This window comes from Mucilaginibacter sp. PAMC 26640, assembly GCA_001596135.1.
In the GTDB taxonomy this organism is placed as follows: domain Bacteria; phylum Bacteroidota; class Bacteroidia; order Sphingobacteriales; family Sphingobacteriaceae; genus Mucilaginibacter.
The window spans coordinates 3,788,778-3,808,868 of record CP014773.1; the positions used below are offsets into that span (position 1 = coordinate 3,788,778).

22 protein-coding genes are annotated in these 20,091 nt (G+C 39.9%); 10 read left to right on the plus strand and 12 right to left on the minus strand.

The features are described from left to right. Positions 1-62: 62 nt before the first annotated feature. Positions 63-1,427: a peptidoglycan synthetase gene (locus A0256_16355; GenBank protein ID AMR32878.1), complete on the plus strand. Its 1,365-nt coding sequence runs from the start codon at positions 63-65 to the stop codon at positions 1,425-1,427. Positions 1,428-1,498: 71 nt separating this feature from the next. Then, positions 1,499-1,840, plus strand: a complete 342-nt coding sequence (locus A0256_16360) for a transcriptional regulator (GenBank protein AMR34589.1) — start codon at positions 1,499-1,501, stop codon at positions 1,838-1,840. Between the two features lie 23 nt (positions 1,841-1,863). On the opposite strand, the gene A0256_16365 is transcribed toward A0256_16360, so the two are convergent. The 5 genes from A0256_16365 to A0256_16385 all read right to left on the minus strand — a co-directional run bounded on the left by A0256_16365 (position 1,864) and on the right by A0256_16385 (position 6,891). After that, positions 1,864-2,982, minus strand: a complete 1,119-nt coding sequence (locus A0256_16365) for a hypothetical protein (GenBank protein ID AMR32879.1) — start codon at positions 2,980-2,982, stop codon at positions 1,864-1,866. A gap of 79 nt (positions 2,983-3,061) precedes the next feature. Next, positions 3,062-3,250, minus strand: coding sequence for a hypothetical protein (locus A0256_16370; GenBank protein AMR32880.1), 189 nt, complete (start codon positions 3,248-3,250; stop codon positions 3,062-3,064). 136 nt (positions 3,251-3,386) lie between these two features. Further along, positions 3,387-3,947 (minus strand): SMC-Scp complex subunit ScpB, encoded by a 561-nt coding sequence (locus tag A0256_16375; GenBank protein AMR32881.1) that lies wholly within the window; start codon positions 3,945-3,947, stop codon positions 3,387-3,389. Positions 3,948-4,146: 199 nt separating this feature from the next. Next, complete coding sequence (locus A0256_16380; GenBank protein ID AMR32882.1) at positions 4,147-5,271, minus strand: dehypoxanthine futalosine cyclase; 1,125 nt, start codon at positions 5,269-5,271, stop codon at positions 4,147-4,149. A 102-nt stretch (positions 5,272-5,373) separates the two neighbouring features. After that, the gene (locus tag A0256_16385) at positions 5,374-6,891 is read right to left on the minus strand and encodes an ABC transporter (protein ID AMR32883.1); all 1,518 of its coding nucleotides are present in this window, start codon (positions 6,889-6,891) and stop codon (positions 5,374-5,376) included. 736 nt (positions 6,892-7,627) lie between these two features. Between A0256_16385 and A0256_16390 the strand changes: the two genes are divergently transcribed. Continuing rightward, positions 7,628-8,086, plus strand: coding sequence for an aldehyde dehydrogenase (locus A0256_16390; GenBank protein AMR32884.1), 459 nt, complete (start codon positions 7,628-7,630; stop codon positions 8,084-8,086). A 53-nt stretch (positions 8,087-8,139) separates the two neighbouring features. Here A0256_16390 and A0256_16395 read toward each other — a convergent pair whose 3' ends face one another. The 5 genes from A0256_16395 to A0256_16415 all read right to left on the minus strand — a co-directional run bounded on the left by A0256_16395 (position 8,140) and on the right by A0256_16415 (position 10,018). Continuing rightward, positions 8,140-8,577 (minus strand): hypothetical protein, encoded by a 438-nt coding sequence (locus tag A0256_16395; protein AMR32885.1) that lies wholly within the window; start codon positions 8,575-8,577, stop codon positions 8,140-8,142. Positions 8,578-8,730: 153 nt separating this feature from the next. Continuing rightward, positions 8,731-8,931, minus strand: a complete 201-nt coding sequence (locus A0256_16400; GenBank protein AMR32886.1) for a hypothetical protein — start codon at positions 8,929-8,931, stop codon at positions 8,731-8,733. A 144-nt stretch (positions 8,932-9,075) separates the two neighbouring features. Continuing rightward, positions 9,076-9,282 carry a hypothetical protein gene (locus A0256_16405; GenBank protein AMR32887.1) on the minus strand — a complete coding sequence of 69 codons (207 nt, stop codon included), beginning with the start codon at positions 9,280-9,282 and terminating at the stop codon, positions 9,076-9,078. A 93-nt stretch (positions 9,283-9,375) separates the two neighbouring features. Further along, positions 9,376-9,582, minus strand: a complete 207-nt coding sequence (locus tag A0256_16410) for a hypothetical protein (GenBank protein ID AMR32888.1) — start codon at positions 9,580-9,582, stop codon at positions 9,376-9,378. 199 nt (positions 9,583-9,781) lie between these two features. Beyond that, complete coding sequence (locus tag A0256_16415) at positions 9,782-10,018, minus strand: hypothetical protein (GenBank protein AMR32889.1); 237 nt, start codon at positions 10,016-10,018, stop codon at positions 9,782-9,784. Positions 10,019-10,242: 224 nt separating this feature from the next. On the opposite strand from A0256_16415, the gene A0256_16420 reads away from it, so the two are divergent. After that, positions 10,243-10,812 (plus strand): RNA polymerase subunit sigma-70, encoded by a 570-nt coding sequence (locus tag A0256_16420; GenBank protein AMR32890.1) that lies wholly within the window; start codon positions 10,243-10,245, stop codon positions 10,810-10,812. A gap of 14 nt (positions 10,813-10,826) precedes the next feature. Further along, positions 10,827-11,930: a protease Do gene (locus tag A0256_16425; GenBank protein AMR32891.1), complete on the plus strand. Its 1,104-nt coding sequence runs from the start codon at positions 10,827-10,829 to the stop codon at positions 11,928-11,930. Between the two features lie 205 nt (positions 11,931-12,135). Here A0256_16425 and A0256_16430 read toward each other — a convergent pair whose 3' ends face one another. Beyond that, positions 12,136-13,635: a malate:quinone oxidoreductase gene (locus A0256_16430; protein ID AMR32892.1), complete on the minus strand. Its 1,500-nt coding sequence runs from the start codon at positions 13,633-13,635 to the stop codon at positions 12,136-12,138. Positions 13,636-13,961: 326 nt separating this feature from the next. Here A0256_16430 and A0256_16435 point away from each other — a divergent pair, with 326 nt between their 5' ends. Further along, positions 13,962-14,438 carry a hypothetical protein gene (locus A0256_16435; GenBank protein AMR32893.1) on the plus strand — a complete coding sequence of 159 codons (477 nt, stop codon included), beginning with the start codon at positions 13,962-13,964 and terminating at the stop codon, positions 14,436-14,438. 274 nt (positions 14,439-14,712) lie between these two features. Further along, on the plus strand, positions 14,713-15,723 hold the full coding sequence (locus tag A0256_16440) for a glutamine synthetase (GenBank protein AMR32894.1): 1,011 nt from the start codon (positions 14,713-14,715) through the stop codon (positions 15,721-15,723). Positions 15,724-15,764: 41 nt separating this feature from the next. Here the strand turns inward: A0256_16440 and A0256_16445 are convergent, their stop codons facing one another. Further along, positions 15,765-16,178 (minus strand): hypothetical protein, encoded by a 414-nt coding sequence (locus A0256_16445; GenBank protein ID AMR32895.1) that lies wholly within the window; start codon positions 16,176-16,178, stop codon positions 15,765-15,767. Between the two features lie 312 nt (positions 16,179-16,490). On the opposite strand from A0256_16445, the gene A0256_16450 reads away from it, so the two are divergent. From A0256_16450 to A0256_16460, 3 genes are all read left to right on the plus strand, one after another. After that, positions 16,491-17,849, plus strand: a complete 1,359-nt coding sequence (locus tag A0256_16450) for a glutamine synthetase (protein ID AMR32896.1) — start codon at positions 16,491-16,493, stop codon at positions 17,847-17,849. A 263-nt stretch (positions 17,850-18,112) separates the two neighbouring features. Further along, entirely contained in the window at positions 18,113-19,150 is a 1,038-nt protein-coding gene (locus tag A0256_16455; GenBank protein ID AMR32897.1) for a hypothetical protein, read from the plus strand. 85 nt (positions 19,151-19,235) lie between these two features. Further along, complete coding sequence (locus tag A0256_16460) at positions 19,236-20,087, plus strand: haloacid dehalogenase (protein ID AMR32898.1); 852 nt, start codon at positions 19,236-19,238, stop codon at positions 20,085-20,087. Positions 20,088-20,091 lie beyond the last annotated feature (4 nt).

Below are 20,091 nucleotides of genomic sequence, written 5' to 3' on the forward strand. Positions count from 1 at the left end.
TAAATGTGGTTTGACGTTAAAGCTTTCTAGCTTAAAAATGCTGTTATTTGCACAAAATCAAGATGAAAGTACATTTTATAGCAATCGGCGGTAGCGCCATGCATAATTTAGCCATAGCCCTTCACAAAAAAGGGTTTGAAGTAAGTGGTTCTGATGATGTTTTATTTGAACCGTCCGCTTCGCGCCTGGGCAAATACGGTATATTGCCTGCAGCTGTAGGCTGGTCCCCGGAGAAGATCACTAACCAACTCAATGCGGTTATATTAGGGATGCATGCGCGCGTCGACAATCCTGAGCTGCTGAAGGCACAGGAATTGGGTGTAAAGATCTATTCGTACCCGGATTATATATACGAACAAAGTAAGGATAAAAAGCGTGTAGTAATAGGTGGCAGTCATGGCAAAACCACAATTACCAGCATGATTTTGCATGTATTACAACAAGCCGGAAAAAAGTTTGATTATCTGGTAGGAGCACAGCTGGAAGGCTTCGAAACAATGGTAGGCCTTACGGAAGATGCACCTGTAATCATCATAGAAGGAGACGAGTACCTCGCTTCGCCTATTGACAGGCGCCCTAAGTTTCATATCTACAAGCCAGATATTGCCGTTATCAGCGGTATTGCCTGGGATCATATCAATGTGTTCCCCACTTTTGAAAACTATATCGATCAGTTCAAGATCTTTGCGCAATCCATTGAACCGGCCGGAGCCCTTATTTATAGCCAGGGAGATTCCGTATTAAATAAGATGGTAGAGCAATTAGATATTATTGCTGAAATAATACCATACGATCTTCCCCAGTATGTTATAGATCAAGGGTCTACAAATATTATTTTGGATGATAAAAGGTATCCTCTTCAGGTATTCGGAGACCATAACTTGCTCAATCTGCAGGCTGCCAGAATGGTCTGTGAAAGACTTGGAATTACGCAACAAGACTTCTATAGCTATATTACCACATTTAAGGGGGCAGCACGCCGTTTGGAAGTGGTTGGCAAAACTGACAACTCAACATTGTTTAAAGATTTTGCGCATTCTCCATCTAAACTCGCAGCCACTATTCAAGCAGTTAAAAGGCAATTTCCCCAACGCCGCTTGATCGCCTGCATAGAATTACATACATTTAGTAGCCTTAATAAGAATTTTCTGGACGAATATGGCGGGACGATGGATGAAGCCGATGAAGCTTTAGTGTTCATCGATAGTAAAACATTTGAACAGAAAAAGATAGTTCCATACTTGGCGGAAGATGTAAAAAAGGCCTTCCACAACGAAAATTTGAGGTTTTTTAATCAACCGGCAGCACTATTAAAATACCTGGAAACATTGGATATCAGCAGCAGTAATTTATTGATGATGAGTTCCGGAAACTTCGGTGGAATTAATTTGAACGACCTAAAAAATAATTATTATAAATATTATTGATAATTAGTTTATTGTTCAAATATGTTGTAACTTTATTAACTATTGAGAAATCCTTATTCCTAATTAACAATATGAAAACACTTGGAAAAAAAATCCGGTTATTACGCCATCAAAAAGGTTGGAGCCAGGAAGAAGTAGCTAAAAGATTAGATATTTCTATACCCGCTTTCTCTAAAATTGAAACTGGCATAACTGATATTAATCTCTCCCGCTTGGAGCAAATAGCTGCGCTTTTTGAAATGTCGGTTGTTTCGTTACTTACTTATAACGAAACTGAGCAAGACGCAAAAATTGCCAGCGAATTAGAAAATGTCAATAAAAAACTGATGGATCGCGAAACAGAGGTTATTGATCTGCAGAAAAAAGTTATTGAGCTTTTTGAAGAATTACGCCACAAGAGAGTAACAGCATAATTTGAGCCCGGAGTAATCCGGGCTTAAAATTTATATCTCATTGTAAGATGCCGTTTGCCGAACGTAGCCCCCACAGCTGCGTGCATGGCTATCATTTTCTCATTAAAATCGCCAACCCACGATAATTCGAGTTCATCGTACTGGTTTAGCGGCAATACATATTCTTTTAGTTTAATGAATATTGCCGATTCCAGTCCGTGGTTTTGCCATTTTTGCTTGGTACCCATTACAATTGCGCGCATGCGCGATACCCCCCGCCAACGTTTGTAAACAAAAAGTAATTTACCTACTAAGTTGAGTTTTCCTTTCAGTGGCTTTATTAGCTGATTGGCATCCGGTAATATCACTATGAAAGACGCCGGTTCACCATTGATGTAGGCGAACCAAATAAGCTTCTCATCCATTATAGCCTTCATCTTTCCGAAGCTTTCTAAGATGGTGGCATGGTTTATTGGTACAAAATTTTTGAAATCCTGCCAGCCATTGTTGTAGATCTCCAGAAAATCATTCGCAAATCTCTCAATCTCGTTAACCTTAAAATGCTCAAAACTATAGCCGGGCTTTTTAATTACCCAGTTGGCTATTTTAGTAAACCGGTCTGAAAAGGGCTTATGAACGTCTAAATGATTGGTGATTTGTTCGTATTGTGTTACAAATCCGTAGCTTTCAAAAAAAATTCTATAATAGGGTGGGTTGTAATTCATGCCATAGGAAGGCGGGGTAAAGCCATCTACCAGCAAGCCCCAGAAATTATCATTTTCACCAAAGTTAATCGGGCCATCCATTGCCTGCATACCTTTGTCTTGAAGCCATTTTTTTGCCGTATCAAATAATAAGTTGGCTGCCACTTTATCATCAACGCATTCAAAAAACCCCATCCCGCCTGTTGGCTGCTCGTACTTGTAAGCCTTCTTTTCATTAACGAAAGCGGCTACCCGTCCAATAAGTTTACCAGTAGCGTCTTTTAATATCCAACGAATTGCTTTGCCATGTTCATGGAAATTATTTCTGGGAGGGTCAAATATTGCCTCAATATCGTTATCAAGTGGGCACACCCAATTCGGGTCGTCCTTATAGATGATTTTGGCAGTCGCCAGGAATGCTTTTTTGTCGGCTTTGTTTTTAACTTCAGTAATCGTCATCCACACAAATTTTACCCGTTTACAAAAAAAGCATCCAGCGGGGGACTGAATGCTTTGAGAATATCTTTAAGTGATGTTATTAGTCGTCTTCCTCGTCATCATAGGGGTCAAAAGAGTCAAATCTACCCAGATCATCATCAAGGGGCACGTTATCGTCAAAGTCATCATCGTCATCCGCTACTTTCTTGCCGGGTTTCACATCCTCATCTAAATCGTCATCCTCGTCATCGACTACTTTCTTAGTAACAGGTTTTTTTGGAGTTGCCATTTTAATAAATGTTTATTTGTTAAAACTTATTCGGTTAACCTAATTGTTTTTAAATGTAAAGGTTGTTGCTTATATATCAAGCCGTTTATACAGTAAAAATAATTAAAATCATTTTTAATTAAAATATCTTTTGAATTTATTCTGCAGCTTCGCCAACACTACTACTACTCTCTGTAAATTCCTTAAGCTGTGGTAGTTCAGCTATATTGTTGATGCCGAAATAATCCATGAACAAACTGCTGGTTCCATATAAAATAGGTTTGCCAACACTTTCTGCCTTTCCGGTAATAGCTATGAGTTCTTTTTCCAATAATTTTTGGATGGAGTAATCACAATTCACACCGCGGATCTGTTCCACATCCAGTTTTGTTACCGGCTGTTTGTATGCGATGATGGCTAGGGTTTCCAACGCAGCCTGGCTCAGTTTTTTCTTGGATCGCTGCAACTGCAGCAAACTAATCACCGGGTGATATAGCTTTTTGGTAAGGAATTGGTACCCGTTATTGATCTTGACAACCTCAATGGCGTATTGATCTTTTGCATACCTGACGCGGATAGTTTCGATGTGGGTGTTGATCTCATTCAACGCAAAGTCATGTTCAAAAGCCGCCTGCAAGCAGTACAGAATTTCTTCTGTTCTAATGCCATGCTCAGATGCGAATATAAGTGCCTCGATGTATTGTTCGATTTTATCCATTGAAGTCAAAAAGCCGGTAAGTCGGTGAAGATCAAAAGTAATAGAAAGTACAGAAGTCGGAATGACAACTCGCCGGTATTCCAAAAGCCATCAACAGAAAATCAAAGCGAAAAATTAAATTCTTATACATCGCAATTTTGGATTGTTAAGAATTTCGAATTTTGGCTTTCGGACTTCCCGACATCCGACTTTGGACTTATTAATAATCTATCACTTGCTCTTCAATCTCTATGGGAACATCCCGCCAATCGTATTTTTGTGTTCGAAGTTGCGGTTCAAAGCCCGCCTCATTGATAGAATCCTGTATGCCTTTGGCCGTAAAGCGGTGAGGCGCGCCTGCGGCAGAAACCACATTTTCTTCAATCATGATCGAGCCGAAATCGTTGGCGCCAGCATGCAGGCACAGTTGGGCAACCTGTTTGCCTACCGTAAGCCATGAGGCCTGAATATTCTTAATATTCGGCAACATGATCCGACTTAGCGCGATCATGCGGATATATTCATCGCCGGTAACATTATTGGTGATACCGCGTACTTTTCTTAACAACGTGCCATCGTCCTGAAATGGCCAAGGAATAAACGCTACAAAACCGAAATGGCCCTCGGGCTTTTCACTTTGTACCTCGCGAATCCAAACCAAATGTTCAAATCGCTCCTCAATTGTTTCTATATGGCCAAACATCATTGTTGCGGAACTTGGCAAGTTTAACTGGTGAGCTGCACGCATTACATCCAGCCACTCTTTGCCGCCGCATTTGCCTTTGGAAATCAGGCGGCGTACGCGGTCGTTCAGGATCTCAGCACCGGCACCTGGCAGTGAATCAAGTCCTGATTCCTTCATCGCTTTCAGTACGTCATAATGACTCATGCCTTCCAGTTTTGATACGTGTGCTATTTCCGGCGGACCTAAGGAGTGCAGTTTTAATTTAGGATACAGCTGTTTAAGCTCACTAAACAGATCAGTATAAAATTTTAAACCAAGGTCCGGATGGTGGCCGCCCTGTAACAAGAGCTGATCTCCGCCGTAGCGAAAGGTTTCTTCAATTTTCTTTTTGTAGGTTTCAATATCAGTTATATAACTATCCTCGTGGCCAGGGCGACGAAAGAAATTACAAAACTTACAGTTGGCGATACAAACGTTGGTGGTGTTGACATTCCGGTCAATCTGCCAGGTGACTTTACCATGCGGCACCTGGATCTTGCGCAGCTCATTTGCCGTATACATTAAATCGGCAGTTGAGGCATTGTTGTATAAATAAACCCCTTCTTCGATACTTAAAAAATCAAAGGCTAACGCTCGCTCCAACAGATCTGCTGTATTCATGTACAAATATACGTAGTGGATGCTGAAAGGAGAAAGCTAAAACGGGAAAGGTGGTTTTGGGTTGACAAAGCAAAACTGGATGATTAATGGGGGGACACTGATCTAATGTTCATTTCGTTGAGTCCAAAAGTCCGATTCAGACATTTCTCCCTGATCCAACTTTAAAACTTTGTCCACACTATTTGGGATCTCATGTTGGTAATGCGTTACATAAATAAGGGTTACATTGCTGCTGTTGCAAATAGTGTCTACCACAGTTTTGAAATGGAGCTGTTGGTGGTCATCCAAACCCTGGCAGGGTTCATCAAATATCAGCAGGGCAGGGTTCTTTATCAGTGCCCGGGCCAGCAGGCATAAACGCTGGGCGCTTGCGGGGATGTTCTTAAGAAGTACCCGGGCATATCTATCTATTTCAAGGGCTTTCATCCAATTTAGTGCCATGGCAGCTTTAGCGGGACTAGATGGTCGGAAAAGACCCAGGGTATCATAAAAACCGGATTCGATCACCTGAAGGCAGGAATTATCAGTAGGGAAGTACTGGTAAAGTTCGGGAGATACAAAGCCGATCTTCTTTTTGATATCCCAGATACTTTCGCCCGAGCCGCGCTTTTGATCAAATAGAGTGATATCATTGGCATAAGCTTGCGGGTTATCTCCATTAATTAAGCTCAATAAAGTTGATTTACCGGCACCATTCGGCCCAAGCAGTGCCCAGCGTTCGCCTTGGTTAATGCTCCAGTTGATGTTATTTAAAATTGTTTTTTCGCCGTACCTGATGCAAACGTTATGCATTTGCACTATTTTTTGATACAAGGCGGGTTCACCTGCCGATACTATCAATCTTTTTAATGCTGAAACATCTATTGAGGACGTTTGCGGAATTTGCGCTAATTCTGTTTGGAACTGTTGCCTGCTTAAACTTTTAATTATCGCGCCATTTTCCAAAACAGCCACATGGGTTATCGCGTCCGGTATTTCGTGGGCGGAGGTGGCCATGATAATGGTAATGCCAGAGCTGCTTATTTCATCTATCAGCGTATTAAAATAATTGCGGGTAGCTATGTCAAGCCCTGTCAGTGGGTTGTCCAATAAGAGTATCGCAGGGTTTTTGAGCAGTGCAGCAGCTAACATCAGCCGTTTGGTTTCGCCGTTCGATAGTTTAATCACCTGCTTGTCTTGCAAATGAAGCAGGTTTAACGTTGCAATTGTTTTCTCCAATGTCCAATAAAGAGGTAAATGCGCATTTGTCTTAATGCAGGCCAAATATTGGCTTGTAGTAAGGGCATCTTCAGCGTCTGACGAATTGTAACGTTGCTGATAATAGAAATTGCCGGTGTTTGATAAATTTTTGAAATTATGCTTAGCACCTGCAAAAGCGATGTAGGGATGAAAATCTATTACAGGTTGCCCATCAACATCAGCAAAATTGTAATTGATACTACCGCTACTGGGACTTATGTTACCTGCAATAGCCTGTAGCAAAACACTTTTACCAGAACCACTCTGACCGGTGATCACCCAGTTGTCTAGCTTATTAATCTCAAAGTCTAGCCTGTCAATTATGAGGTTATTTGTAAACTTTATTGTAAGGTCTCTTAGCTTCAGCAGTGTTTCTTCCATAGTATTGGGCAGCAAAGGTAAAAGTCTTTACGTTATGATGCCATAAAGAGTAGAATATTGAACTATTTGTTCATTTACAGTTAAGATTCTTTCATTGGTTTTCTTTAAACGAATAGCCCTAAAAAATTTCATCATTTTTTCATAAAAGTATTTTTATTTATGATTTCCATTCTATAATTTAGTAATTCCTATCTGATAAAACAGCACTTTGAGCCGGGAATTAACCTGCAACCTAAATTAATTTTTTTGTTTCAAAGGTGCATTGCACCAGTTAAATTTTCTGGAAATGAATTTACTATTGGTTATTGAAACCGTATTACTACTGTTTTTTATAAGTTTTTTTATTGTATTGATTGCTGTACGTTTTTTACCAATGGAACGCCACGAGGTAGAGGAAAATTAGCCTGATCCACCCTTTTGTGAATCAGGTGCGATTATTGTATAGGTGAATTAACGACAAAATCTTACAATTTTTAAACATGAAAAAATTTAACCTCATCATTGTTCTGGCTTTGGCCATGTGTGCATTTAGCAGTTGCTCTGTAATTGGCGACATCTTTAAAGCAGGTGCTTACACCGCTATTATCGGAATTATCATTTTGGTGCTCATCATTTTTTGGATAATTTCCAAATTCAGGAGCAATTCGTAATCACCAGTTAGTATAATCAGCTATTGTTTTTAATTAAAACAATAGCTTTTTTATGGAGTTGTAATTTACAAACAGGAGGAATACTTATGATAGATGAAAAAGCTGGTTTAGCAACGCTGAACGACCTTATATTAATAAACAACGATCGTATTGCAGGTTTTGAACGTGCTACCGGAGAGCTGAATGATGACGATACAGATCTTAAACTTACATTTACAAATTTGATTGCGCAAAGCCATCAGTTTAAAATGGAAATAGCAACAGAAGTTGCTGCATTAGGCGCTGACTTGGCAGAAGGTACAACAACAGGGGGCACTATCCACCGCACGTGGTTGGATGTTAAAGCAGCCTTTGCCGGACATAGTACACATAGCATTTTGGAAGACTGTGAATTTGGAGAAGATGCGATCAAGAAAGCTTATAAATCTGCGCTTGAAGATGAGAACATCCCGGCGTATATTCAAGAAATTTTGATTGCGCAACAGGTGAAATTAAATTCAGCACACGATTTAATAAAGGGGTTACGCGATAGCGTAAATAAATAATAATAGCATAGACTTAGCAGGAAAAGGGGCACCAATTGGTACCCCTTTCCTGTTTACGGGTTCAGCGAAAGGTCTTTCACTGTCCAGCTTTTTCGATCGGCCCAATCACCCCCTGTGTAGGAAAGTTTTATATTCCATGATTGTTGAATGATTTTTCCAGCGCTGTTCTGCGATTTTACCGAGGAAGAAATTTGGTATGCACTGTTTGCGGTATCCACAATTGCTTCAAACTTATTGCCGGGGAAACTTGCAGTTTGTGGCTGTTGCAGTTTATCCTTAACAAACGATTTGGATATCGTAAAAGCTTCCATTTTATTGGGCTTAACATTAACATGCATCCTTCTATTCTGAAATACCCTTAACAGTACTACTACGAATACCAGCGCAAACAAGATTGAAAATATGGTGGCTATACGGATGCGCGGATGATGTTTCCAATGCCTGCTTTTTCTTTCGTCTTCGGTTAATCTGTTCCATTCCGCGTATCTCATAAGTGTTATAGTATTTCAGCAATAAACAAAAATTAGCGCAAATGTTTTGAAGAGCGGAGTTAGTAATGTTTGCCCGATTTTGGATTAGGAGAAAATCAGCCATAAAAAAAGCCCGTCAGAATTAACTGAAGGGCTTCTTTCAATAAAAAATGATTACATTTTTTTAGTGGTATCCATTTTAGTGGTGTCCATTTTAGTGGTGTCCATTTTAGTGGTATCCATTTTAGTGGTATCCATTTTAGTAGAATCCATCTTAGTAGTGTCAGATGCTGATTCGCCAGTTTTACCTTTACAAGCAGCAGCAGAAACAGCAATAGCTAAAGCTAAAAATGCGATTTTGAATGAATTTTTCATTTTTTGTTTTTTTTTAAAGTGATTTAATAGTTTTCACACCTTAATACCATAAATCAAAAAAGGTAACCCATATATTTTAAATAAAATATACAGATTACCTTTTTATTGGAAAACTAATAAATGAAAGGCCTATACAGGCTTAAATTACATTTTTTTAGCTGTATCAACTGCTACAGTGTCCTTCTTAACAACTGTGTCTTTCTTTACACTTGTGTCAACTACAGTTGAATCAACTTTTAAAGAATCAGTTTGAGTAGTGTCACCACCATCAGCGCCAGATTTACCTTTACAAGCAACAGCAGAAACAGCGATAGCTAAAGCTAAAACTGAAATTTTGAACGAATTTTTCATGTCTTTTTTAGAATTGAGAATTAATTAATAAGTGAGTTTAATTTGTTCACAGGTTGGTCAATGCTGGAATTGGCACAGATAACCTGTGAGAAATTACATTTTTTTAGAAGAGTCAACTTTAACAGTATCTTTCTTAGTCACAGTATCAGTTGCAGTTGAGTCAACCGTAGTTTTTGTTACACTTGAATCTATAACAGTTTTAGTAGTGTCGCCACCATTTTCGCCAGCATTACCTTTACAAGCAACAGCGGAAACAGCGATCGTTAAAGCTAAAACTGAAAGTTTGAATGAATTTTTCATGATTGATATTTTTGTTAGTGTTTAAATTTAATACGCTAAAGTTAAAAAGGTAACCCACGAGATATAAAAAAACCACTAAAACGTTAGTAATCAATACCCAAAAATTGAAATTTTGCTATTGATCACTAACGTATGGAATCATAAAAAAGGAAAGGAACTCGGCTCTATTTAATTCTTAAATTATAAAATAAACATGCCATTAGGGGGTTTTTGTTGTGTCGGCACCGCCAGAACCGGATTTATCTAGACCTGTATCCGACGATATAGCTGAGCCATTAGAACCGGCTGCAGGCATCGTCTTGTTTGTGGAATCACTCATTACCGAAGTGTCGGCTTTCAATGAATCGGAATGCTGGCCGCCGCTGTTGCCAGAGCATGCAGCCACCGAAACTGCTATACATGTTGCTAAAAAGCCAAATTTGAATGCATTTTTCATAAGATGAATTTAACGTTCGTAAGTGTTTAAATTAAAGTTTGTTAAATATTGCGGTTCAATTATTATGCCATTGAAAGGGTGCGTTTAAATTAATAACACGATATTGCAGGTTAATACCATACATATTGCAGATCATTATTGATAGTTAGCGTTTGTATATAACATGGTGCGAAAAAATAATTTTATAACATTGGGTTACAATTCAATATAAAGCGTATTAAGTAGTGAATAATCAGTTAAATGTGGAGATACCGGCGGATAGCGAAGTCATACTTGGTATACTTAACAATTCCGACAGTGTTTTGAAAAGGCTTTACCTGGCCTACTTTCCTATGATATTGCAGTTAGTTATCAATAATAATGGTAGCGAGGACGATGCCAAGGATATATATCAGGAAGCGATAATTGTTCTTTATAATAAGGTTAAACGGGGTGATTTTGAATTGAGCAGCAAACTCAAAACCTATATATATTCCATTTGCCGGCGTCTTTGGCTTAAAAGGCTAAAGCAAATGAACCGTTACGGTGGCGATATCAAAGATTTTGAAGATCACCTGCCTGTTGAAGATGAAGTGGAAAGCCACCAGGATCGGGATCTGCAGCTCAATAAAATGGGCGAGGCACTTGGTTTGCTTGGCGAGCCCTGCAAGACCATCATCGAGGATTATTACATGCACAGTAAATCGATGCAGGATATCTGCGAAAGATTTGGTTATACAAATGCGGATAACGCAAAAACGCAGAAATATAAATGTCTGCAAAGGCTGAAGAAATTGTTTTTTCAGCAACACTAGGAGAGGAGAGAGCCATGAAGAATGAGCAACTAACAGATATTATAGAACGTTACCTGGAAGGCGAATTGAGCGTTGAGGAGCGTAATGAGTTTGATGTTTTGAGACAAAACGATGCATCAGTAGACACCAAGGTAGAGGAGCACCGCCATTTTACGGGTTTATTAAAGCAATACAATGAACGGCTTAACATGGAATTGAGGTTAAACGCCATCCATGATGAGATAGATGTACACACTTTAAAAGAAGATCTGATGGCACATCCATCCCTTTTTGTACGTTTATGGCGCCAGCACCATTCTAAAATCTCCGTAGCAGCGTCTATTGCGATATTTGCTACGTTACTTACATTGTTTTTTACAGGATATTTAACTAATAAGGATCCTCGTGTAGAACAGCTTAAAAAAGAAGTTGATGGCGTAAAAGACAGGCAGAAAAAACTGGAAACTAATGTTGGGACTGGTGTAAAACCTGTTAAAACGGGACCTACCATGATAGCAAAGTATCGCGGTACCGGTTTTGCATTATCTTCTGACGGTTATATTTTAACAAATATGCACGTTGTTAATGGTGCCGATTCCGTGTATGTGCAGAATGCAGATGGTGAATCGTTTCATACCAAGGTGATTTTTACAGATCCTGTTTACGATATGGCTGTATTGCAAATAAACGATCCTGCCTTTAAAAGTTTGGGTGCCATACCATATGGGTTCAAAAAAGGGAAAAGTGACTTGGGTGAAGATGTATACACCGTTGGATACCCAACTGATGCTGCGGTATTCGGTCCGGGTGCTTTAACTTCTGATGCAGGCTTCCAGGGTGATACCGCCGAATATATGATTTCGGTGCCTGTCAATCCTGGTAATAGTGGCGGGCCTTTGTTTGATTCAAGAGGCAATATTATCGGGATCATTAGTGGCCGGCAAACCCAAACCCAAGGTGTTGCTTTTGCAAAAAAATCAGCGTTTATTTTAAAAACGATCCAGGACATTCCCGCTGATTCCGTAAAAAATAAGGCTATCGGGCTTAATACTAAAAATACTTTAGCAGGGCTTAGCCGGACACAACAAATCAAAAAACTGCGTAACTACGTTTTTATAGTTAAAGTTTATAACCAATAGCAATCCAACAAAATCAATAATTGAAGGGAGGGGCAAGAATTTGTTACTCCCTTTTTTATTAGCAAGATTAGTATTGCAAAAAGTTTGAAGAAAGTTTTTAATTCGGTGATTACAGGTTTCTTTCGACAAAAAGTTAGCTTGCAAATTGATAAGGTTGAAGCTCTAAACTTCAACCTTAAAATGATTATGTTGTTATCAGTTGTAACTATACCAATCCTAAAATCTTGCTTGTCCTTGCCCTTGTAGCATCAGCTAACGCTTGATCTTTAGTCAGTGATTGTCCATAAGAAGGAATCATCTGTTTTAATTTTGACTGCCAGGCGGGTGTATTTACCTGATCTTTAAAGCAGCGTTCAATTAGCTCGATCATAATAGGTACCGACGTGGATGCCCCCGGAGAAGCACCCAATAAGGCAGAAATGCTGCCGTCTGCTGCGGTAACCACTTCCGTACCAAATTGCAAGACACCTGTGCTTTTTTTATCCTTTTTGATGACCTGAACACGCTGCCCAGCAATTTCCAGTTTCCAGTCAGAACCTTCAGCATCAGGAAAATATTCTTTTAAGGCATTTAACCTATCCGCAGGAGATTGCATCACTTGGCTAATAAGGTACTTGGTTAACGACCAGTTGTCGCGGCCAACAGCAAGTAATGGTAAAATATTATTTGGCTTAATTGATCCGAAAAGATCCAACAACGAACCCTTTTTAAGGAAGCGGGTAGAGAAACCAGCATAAGGCCCGAAAAGTAATTCTTTTTTACCATCTATCATCCTGGTATCCAGATGTGGCACAGACATAGGGGGGGCGCCTACAGAAGCTTTTCCATAAACTTTAGCGTAATGCCTGTTTATAATCTTTGGGTTTGTGCAAACGAGCCATTGGCCACTCACCGGAAACCCACCGAACCCTTTACTCTCTGGTATGCCCGATTTTTGCAGCAGGGGTAAGGCGCCACCGCCGGCACCTACAAACACAAATTTTGCGTTCAGTTTGCGGCTTTGCCCGCTATCTTTATCAGTTACAGAAATGGCCCAGCTGTTATCTTTATTGCGTTTAATATCACTTACATCGTGATTCAGGCTCAGGTTAACATTGGGTTGCTGCTTAAGCGTTTTAAACAGGTTACGGCTCAGCGCGCCAAAATTAACGTCAGTACCAATATCCATAATCGTACCGGCAACTTTTTGGTTCGCATCGCGGTCCTGCATCACAAGCGGCATCCATTTAGCAAGCTGTGCATGATCTTCTGCGTACTGCATATCTTTAAAGAAGTGGTGCTTAACCATTGCTTCGCAACGCTTTCGCAGGTAATCAACGTTATCGGCTCCCCAAACAAAACTGATATGGGGAATTTTGCTTATAAAGGTTTGCGGAGCGCCAACATATTGTTTCTCAACCAGATGAGCCCAAAATTCTTTCGTTATCTCAAACTGCTCGGCAATCTGAATGGCCTTATCGGCTGTAACTGTGCCATCCTTCTTCTGCGGTGTATAATTAAGTTCGCAAAATGCAGAGTGACCGGTACCCGCATTGTTCATAGCATCAGAACTTTCTGCTGCTATACCATCCAGCCGCTCAAAAATCTCTATTGACAGATTTGGCTGCAATTCCTTAAGCATTATCCCAAGCGTAGCGCTCATAATGCCTGCGCCCACTAAAACCACATCTACCATTGTACTAGAACCTATATTGCCGTTATTCATGATATTATTGAATGATAAAGATACATTCAAATAAATTGTTTGCTTCGTGAAACTTTGTTATTAACTATAAAAGATAAAATTTTTACACTTTGAAGAAAAAGCTAGGTTATTAGCTTTTGCATGAAGGTAAAAACTATAAATCGGGCAATTTTAACAATTTATACGTCAATTTTCTTGAAAAACGCTCATTATATTTAAGTCTTACAGATATAATTACCGGCTACGCTGCACACAAATTATATTTGAAACTGTAGTACCTTGTATAACCGTACCCAATTATGAGCAGATCATTTTTAAATACAATATTGTCCATTTCAGCAATAATTATGTTTTCTTGCAATGGGAATAAACCAAAACCTATATCCGATGCCATTAACAAGACGACCGTAATGGTTAACGGTGAAAAAGATAGTGTAATTAATAACCCACAAAAAAATTATGGAAACGCTACAATTGGTGATCCATGTGTGAGGTGTTTACTAAGGGTTATACAAGCTGACGCTTTTTACAAGAAAAGTGCAGCTAAAAGCAATCACATTAAGTATGTTATAAATTATGTGAAAACTACACAGCCCCAGGATACGGTAAGTGAGATTAAGGCAACCAACGCACTACGGGTAGACGTAATTGACAACAAAAACGGAATGACAAGGCTCTCAACCTTTATTTATGACAATAGCCTTGGCAAACTATACTCCGTGAATAAAGCAACCAAAATTGAATTGATTACCGACACTAATTCTTTAATGAGGATTAGGAACGGGTGTTATTGGGGAGTAGCGTCTGCCAAGCAGCGATTGTAGATTAGAAAAAACTGAAATTTAAGGGATATATACTATGCACGCATTGTATATAATCCTTTTTTATTGCCAGTCGATGCAATTCCTATCATTTAACTATTGAATTTATCGACATTTAATTGATTTAGGAATTAAAGAACTGATTTATTATAGAATTTTATATTTTTTATAATTATCGCTATGAAATTTATAAAAATAATTTAAATTCGCCTTTAATAAAACAAGAAAAGCTCAGTGCAAACTATAATTTAAACTCAATTTTACAAATTTCATTAAAATGGCAACAAAACTCGAGTACATCTGGCTTGATGGGTACAAACCGACACAAAGCTTACGTAGTAAAACAAAAATTGTTAAATCTTTCAGCGGTAATGTAGAAGATTTAGATAACTGGAGCTTTGACGGTTCATCAACCGAGCAGGCGCCAGGTGGTTCTTCTGATTGCGTTTTGAAGCCGGTTTTTGCATGCCCTGATCCACAACGCAGAGATGCTTACCTGGTGATGTGCGAAGTGTTGGATTCTTCAGGTGCTGCACATGAATCTAATGGTCGTGCACTTATTCAGGATGATGATAACGATTTCTGGTTTGGTTTTGAACAGGAGTACTTTTTATGGGATCCTGAAACAAATAAACCACTTGGTTTTCCGGCAGGCGGCTACCCTGGCCCACAAGGTCCATACTATTGTTCGGTAGGTGCAAACAACGCTTATGGCCGCGATATTGTTGAAGAGCATTTAGATGCATGCTTAGACGCAGGCTTGAACGTAGAAGGTATCAATGCTGAGGTTGCTGCAGGCCAGTGGGAATTTCAGATCTTCGCTAAAGGCGCTAAAGAAGCAGGTGACCAAATTTGGGTTGCACGTTACTTACTGGAAAGAATTGGTGAGGCACATGGCGTATCAATTAACTGGCATTGCAAACCGTTGGGTACTTTAGACTGGAACGGTTCTGGTATGCATGCAAACTTCTCTAACACAACGTTACGTACCGCAAACAGCAAAGCTACTTTCGAAACTATTTGCGAGGCTTTCCGCCCTGCAGTAGCTGAGTGTGTTGCTGTATATGGTGCGCATAACGAGTTACGTTTAACCGGTAAGCACGAAACCGCCTCTATTACCGATTTTAGCTACGGTGTATCTGATCGTGGCGCTTCTATCCGTATCCCGCTTTACACAGTTGATCACGACTGGAGTGGTTACCTGGAAGATCGTCGTCCAAACTCGGCAGCAGATCCATATAAAGTTGCAGCTGTAATTATCAAAACGGTAAAATCTGCAAAATTATAATACCCCTTTTTTTTAACTTTAACTGATCTTAGATCCCCCGCCTAACTATCGGGGGATTTTTTTTTCTTTACATATTGGATGTAATCACCACCTTTAATAAGGTGCAGGCCTGCAACCGGTCGATTATAAACATATACCCAGGCGGCAATGGGCCCTCGTTCGGTTTCAATCGGATGCAATTGCCGCAGGTAAAGATCCGGCTGTTCCTCATTTTCCCCCACACCTTCATAGTCATCTAGCTTTTTCAGTATCGCCACATTATCTATCACGTAGATGGCTCCATAAACATAATCGCTCTTCAAATCTATCACAAGGCCGGGATATTCTCCGATATCGTACAATCTGCCATGGATTTTCCCTTTAGCGACAAGTTTGCAATTTCTGGTTAGATAGGCGCCAAACAAATTTCCGGCTTGCAGCAGGGTGCCATAAACAAAAAGGGGGGTAGTAGACAATGCTGATACTTAATTAATGTTGACGCAAATTAGTAATTAAAGTGTACAAGGATTTTGACCTCTCGAAAAAATGGATAACTAAAGTTGCGGATAGTCGTAATTAAGCTAACAAAAAAACACTTAATCATATATGCGGAAGCTCTGCTAGCCTGTACTTGAAACAAATGTCTCAAGTCTGCCTTCTATTACTAAATGAGGTTTTAATATCAGTGACTTCGTCCCTTTGTAAAGCCGTCAGTTTTAAATAATAAACCATCAACAGGTCAATTATAACATTATCTTGCTTAAATTGCCATTTTTATGCTAAACCCTATGAACCAGGATCAAGTAGTTGCTTACATCAAAGAAAATAACATAACTAAAATAAAATTTGCTTTTGCAGATATTGATGGCGTTTTGCGTGGGAAAGTGATCAGTACAAAAAAATTTCTTGCCGGACTAAAAACTGGCTATGGTTTTTGCGATGTGGTTTTTGGTTGGGACAATACAGATGCCTGCTATGATAACGTAAAGTTAACCGGCTGGCACACCGGTTACCCGGATAAACTTTGTTACATAGATCTGAATACTTTACGCAACGTGCCGTGGCAGGATAATATTCCCTTCTTTCTGGCAGATTACAGCGGCCCTTATGGTAATACTGTGCCAGCCGACCCGCGCAGCCTGTTGAAAAAAATAATCGGCGAATGTAAAGCACTGGGCTATCACGCCGAATTTGCACAGGAGTTTGAGTGGTTCAATTTTAAAGAAACTCCGCATAGCTTACAGGTAAAAGGTTTTGCCAACCTGGAAGCGCTAACGCCGGGTATGTTTGGTTATTCTATTTTACGAACATCTCAAAACAGTGCATTTTACTACGATCTTTTCAATCTGCTAACACAGTTTAATATACCGATAGAAGGCATTCATACAGAAACAGGCCCCGGGGTTTATGAGGCTGCTATTGAGCATTGCGAAGTTTTGGCGGCTGCCGATAAGGCCGTTTTGTTTAAAACAGCAGTTAAGGAAATTTCTGCAATACACGGTATTACTGCAACCTTTATGGCCAAATGGAACCAGGATCTCCCTGGCTGCAGCGGGCATATTCACCAAAGCCTTTGGAGCGAAGATTGTACCGAGAATTTGTTTTATGATGGTACCGATCCTAACAAAATGAGCGAATTGCACAAACAGTACCTGGCTGGTCAGTTGTATTGCATGCCGCATCTGCTACCGATGTATGCGCCAACCATCAATAGCTATAAACGGCTGGTAGAAGGTGCCTGGGCACCAACAACCATAACCTGGGGTGTAGATAACCGCACAACAGCATTGAGAGTTATCAATACGTCGATCGGGAATACCCGGCTGGAAACCCGCATACCAGGTTCAGATACAAATCCATACCTCGCTATCGCAGCAGCGCTTGCATCAGGTTTATACGGTATCAAAAACAAACTTAAACTGGATATTGCTCCAACCGTAGGAAATGGTTACCTAAATAAATCCAACGGCAGCCTCCATACCAACCTGTTCGATGCGGCAACAGCTATGCAAAATTCTGCAACTGCCAAAGATCTGTTTGGCGAAGAATTCGTATACCACTTTACGCAAACCCGCCTATGGGAACACAGGCAGTACGCAAAAAGTGTTAGCGATTGGGAATTGAAACGGTATTTCGAAATAATTTAGGTGATGCAATTGTAGAAAGCTTACAAAGAATGTTTGTTTTATAAATTGTTTAAGTCAGATTTGTACGTTGAGAAAGAAAAACCTATGCCGATAATTTTTCAACAGATCAAATTGGAATCGCCATTTATCCTCCACACTATAGTTGAACAATAAAAGTTGTAACTATGCACTACCAATTAGCAAACATAAATTACTAAGCAGAATTATACAAACAGGATCTTCAACTTCCATCAATTGTATATATCCGCTCAATTCCGGTTACCATGGACTCTTCTATTATTATAAAAAAAGCATGGGAAGGCTACGACGCCTCCAAAACTATCAGCAAGATCGAGGATATCAGTGCGATGGTTTCTACCAACCATGTTTACCGTATTACCTTTGATGATGAGGATATCATTATTGCCAAACTATCGCTATTCGGTAAGTTTGAGCATTTTAAAGAAGATCATCGCATCATTCATTCTTTAAGCAATAACCTGCTATATCCGTTTGAAAACCTGCTTGCCAAATCGCTGCTTAAAAATAACCGCGTTTACATCTACCATTATAAATATGGGCGTACAGATGCGTGGGTGGTGTTTTATAACCCAACCCGTATACTTGACAGGCTTCCGCGCCGGTTGGATGATAACCTCATCCGGAAACTGGGGCAGCAGGCCGGCAAGTTTCACAAAGCATGTTCCCGGGTTACCAACGTGTTGCCGAAATCATCAAAAACTTTACGTACCGACATTTATTCCCTTCAGCAACAATTAGAAAAGAACGAGACCCGTTTTGGTACGGCCATGCAGGTTGATTTTTTAAAGTATCATTGCGACCAATTTTTGAGGAATCGTTCCAAGTATAATATGAGCTCGTTCGATATCATTCCCGTTTTTATCGATTGGAACATCGGCAACTTTTCGGTCACGCCAAATTACGAACTTTATTCCCGCTGGGATTATGATTGGTTCCGAATGAGCTACCGGGTGCTTGATTTTTACTTTTTTAGCCGGGTAGTATCAGATGCAGGTGACCGTACGGTCTTCAGCTACGTTATTGGGCCAATGATGGAGGACAGATTCATCACATTTTTACAAGAATATCATAAAATATATCCTTTAACTGCCGATGAGATTCGGTTTATGAAAGAGGCGTATCGCTTTTTTATTCTCAATTATGTAATTAAAGATGGTAAACATTTTTTTAGCGAGCAGTATGCAAAGAAACTTCAAGCTGAAGCGTTTGCTGTTTACCTCCCATCTGTCGACCGTGATTTTGATGCCGACAAGATAATCGACGCGCTAAAATTAAGATAAGCGAATCGCTTGCACATTTTATCCCGAACATAGTGGTATTTCTTTTTAATAACTGTATTTTGCACATTTAATATCAATAATCAGAATGACACGCATTGATGATTTTCGTGAGATAATAGATAACTACGAAGTAATATTTTTTGATGCATTTGGCGTAATAAAAAATTATGGCGGGTTGGTGCCGGGCATCGAACGGACCTTTGATTATCTGGAAGAGGAAGGTAAAGAATATTATATTGTAACAAACGATGCATCGCGCAGCCCGGCGCAACTGGCAGAATCTTACCATCGCAAGGGCTTGCATGCAATTACTGCGGAAAGAATCATTTCCTCGGGTATGCTTACAAAAGAGTATCTCGACCTGAAGGTGGAGGACGGTATTGTTGCTTACCTCGGCACTGATGATTCGGCGCACTATATTGAGAGTGAGGGACTACACACCCTCCCCGTAAGCCAGATTACGGCCGAAAATATCGATAAAGTAAACGCGCTAGTTTTTTTAGATGATGAAGGCTTCGATTGGTGCAGCGATCTGAATAAGGCGGTAAATTTGCTGAGGCGACGAACTATCCCGGTTATTGTAGCCAATACCGATTTTGCCTACCCGGTGAACGTTAATGAACTCGCTATCGCAATTGGTGGAATTGCGGCCATGGTAGAAACTATTGTCGGCAAAAAATTTATCCGCTTCGGTAAACCCGACTCACAGATCTTCATGTTTGCGTATGATTTGATCCGCGAGTATCGACCGATCAGCAAAAAAGAAATTGTGATGGTAGGTGACACCTTACAAACTGATATTTTGGGTGGAAACAAGTTTGGTCTGGATACCGTGCTGGTATTGTCAGGTAATACGCTGGCCGGAGATGCGCAAACCCGCATGACCAGCACCGGGATAGTCCCAACTTATATTTGCAATTCTGCTGTTATAAAGTAAATAG

Coding starts and splice junctions, on each gene's coding strand:
- A0256_16365 (AMR32879.1), bottom strand. CDS start 2,982: ATGACGATTACTGAAGTTAAAAACAAAGCCGACAAAAAAGCATTCCTG.
- A0256_16430 (AMR32892.1), bottom strand. CDS start 13,635: ATGAATAACGGCAATATAGGTTCTAGTACAATGGTAGATGTGGTTTTA.
- A0256_16455 (AMR32897.1), top strand. CDS start 18,113: ATGGACTCTTCTATTATTATAAAAAAAGCATGGGAAGGCTACGACGCC.
- A0256_16460 (AMR32898.1), top strand. CDS start 19,236: ATGACACGCATTGATGATTTTCGTGAGATAATAGATAACTACGAAGTA.
- A0256_16410 (AMR32888.1), bottom strand. CDS start 9,582: ATGAAAAATTCATTCAAACTTTCAGTTTTAGCTTTAACGATCGCTGTT.
- A0256_16375 (AMR32881.1), bottom strand. CDS start 3,947: ATGGATAAAATCGAACAATACATCGAGGCACTTATATTCGCATCTGAG.
- A0256_16405 (AMR32887.1), bottom strand. CDS start 9,282: ATGAAAAATTCGTTCAAAATTTCAGTTTTAGCTTTAGCTATCGCTGTT.
- A0256_16415 (AMR32889.1), bottom strand. CDS start 10,018: ATGAAAAATGCATTCAAATTTGGCTTTTTAGCAACATGTATAGCAGTT.
- A0256_16425 (AMR32891.1), top strand. CDS start 10,827: ATGAAGAATGAGCAACTAACAGATATTATAGAACGTTACCTGGAAGGC.
- A0256_16395 (AMR32885.1), bottom strand. CDS start 8,577: ATGAGATACGCGGAATGGAACAGATTAACCGAAGACGAAAGAAAAAGC.
- A0256_16370 (AMR32880.1), bottom strand. CDS start 3,250: ATGGCAACTCCAAAAAAACCTGTTACTAAGAAAGTAGTCGATGACGAG.
- A0256_16440 (AMR32894.1), top strand. CDS start 14,713: ATGGCAACAAAACTCGAGTACATCTGGCTTGATGGGTACAAACCGACA.
- A0256_16385 (AMR32883.1), bottom strand. CDS start 6,891: ATGGAAGAAACACTGCTGAAGCTAAGAGACCTTACAATAAAGTTTACA.
- A0256_16360 (AMR34589.1), top strand. CDS start 1,499: ATGAAAACACTTGGAAAAAAAATCCGGTTATTACGCCATCAAAAAGGT.
- A0256_16390 (AMR32884.1), top strand. CDS start 7,628: ATGATAGATGAAAAAGCTGGTTTAGCAACGCTGAACGACCTTATATTA.
- A0256_16400 (AMR32886.1), bottom strand. CDS start 8,931: ATGAAAAATTCATTCAAAATCGCATTTTTAGCTTTAGCTATTGCTGTT.
- A0256_16450 (AMR32896.1), top strand. CDS start 16,491: ATGAACCAGGATCAAGTAGTTGCTTACATCAAAGAAAATAACATAACT.
- A0256_16380 (AMR32882.1), bottom strand. CDS start 5,271: ATGAATACAGCAGATCTGTTGGAGCGAGCGTTAGCCTTTGATTTTTTA.
- A0256_16355 (AMR32878.1), top strand. CDS start 63: ATGAAAGTACATTTTATAGCAATCGGCGGTAGCGCCATGCATAATTTA.
- A0256_16435 (AMR32893.1), top strand. CDS start 13,962: ATGTTTTCTTGCAATGGGAATAAACCAAAACCTATATCCGATGCCATT.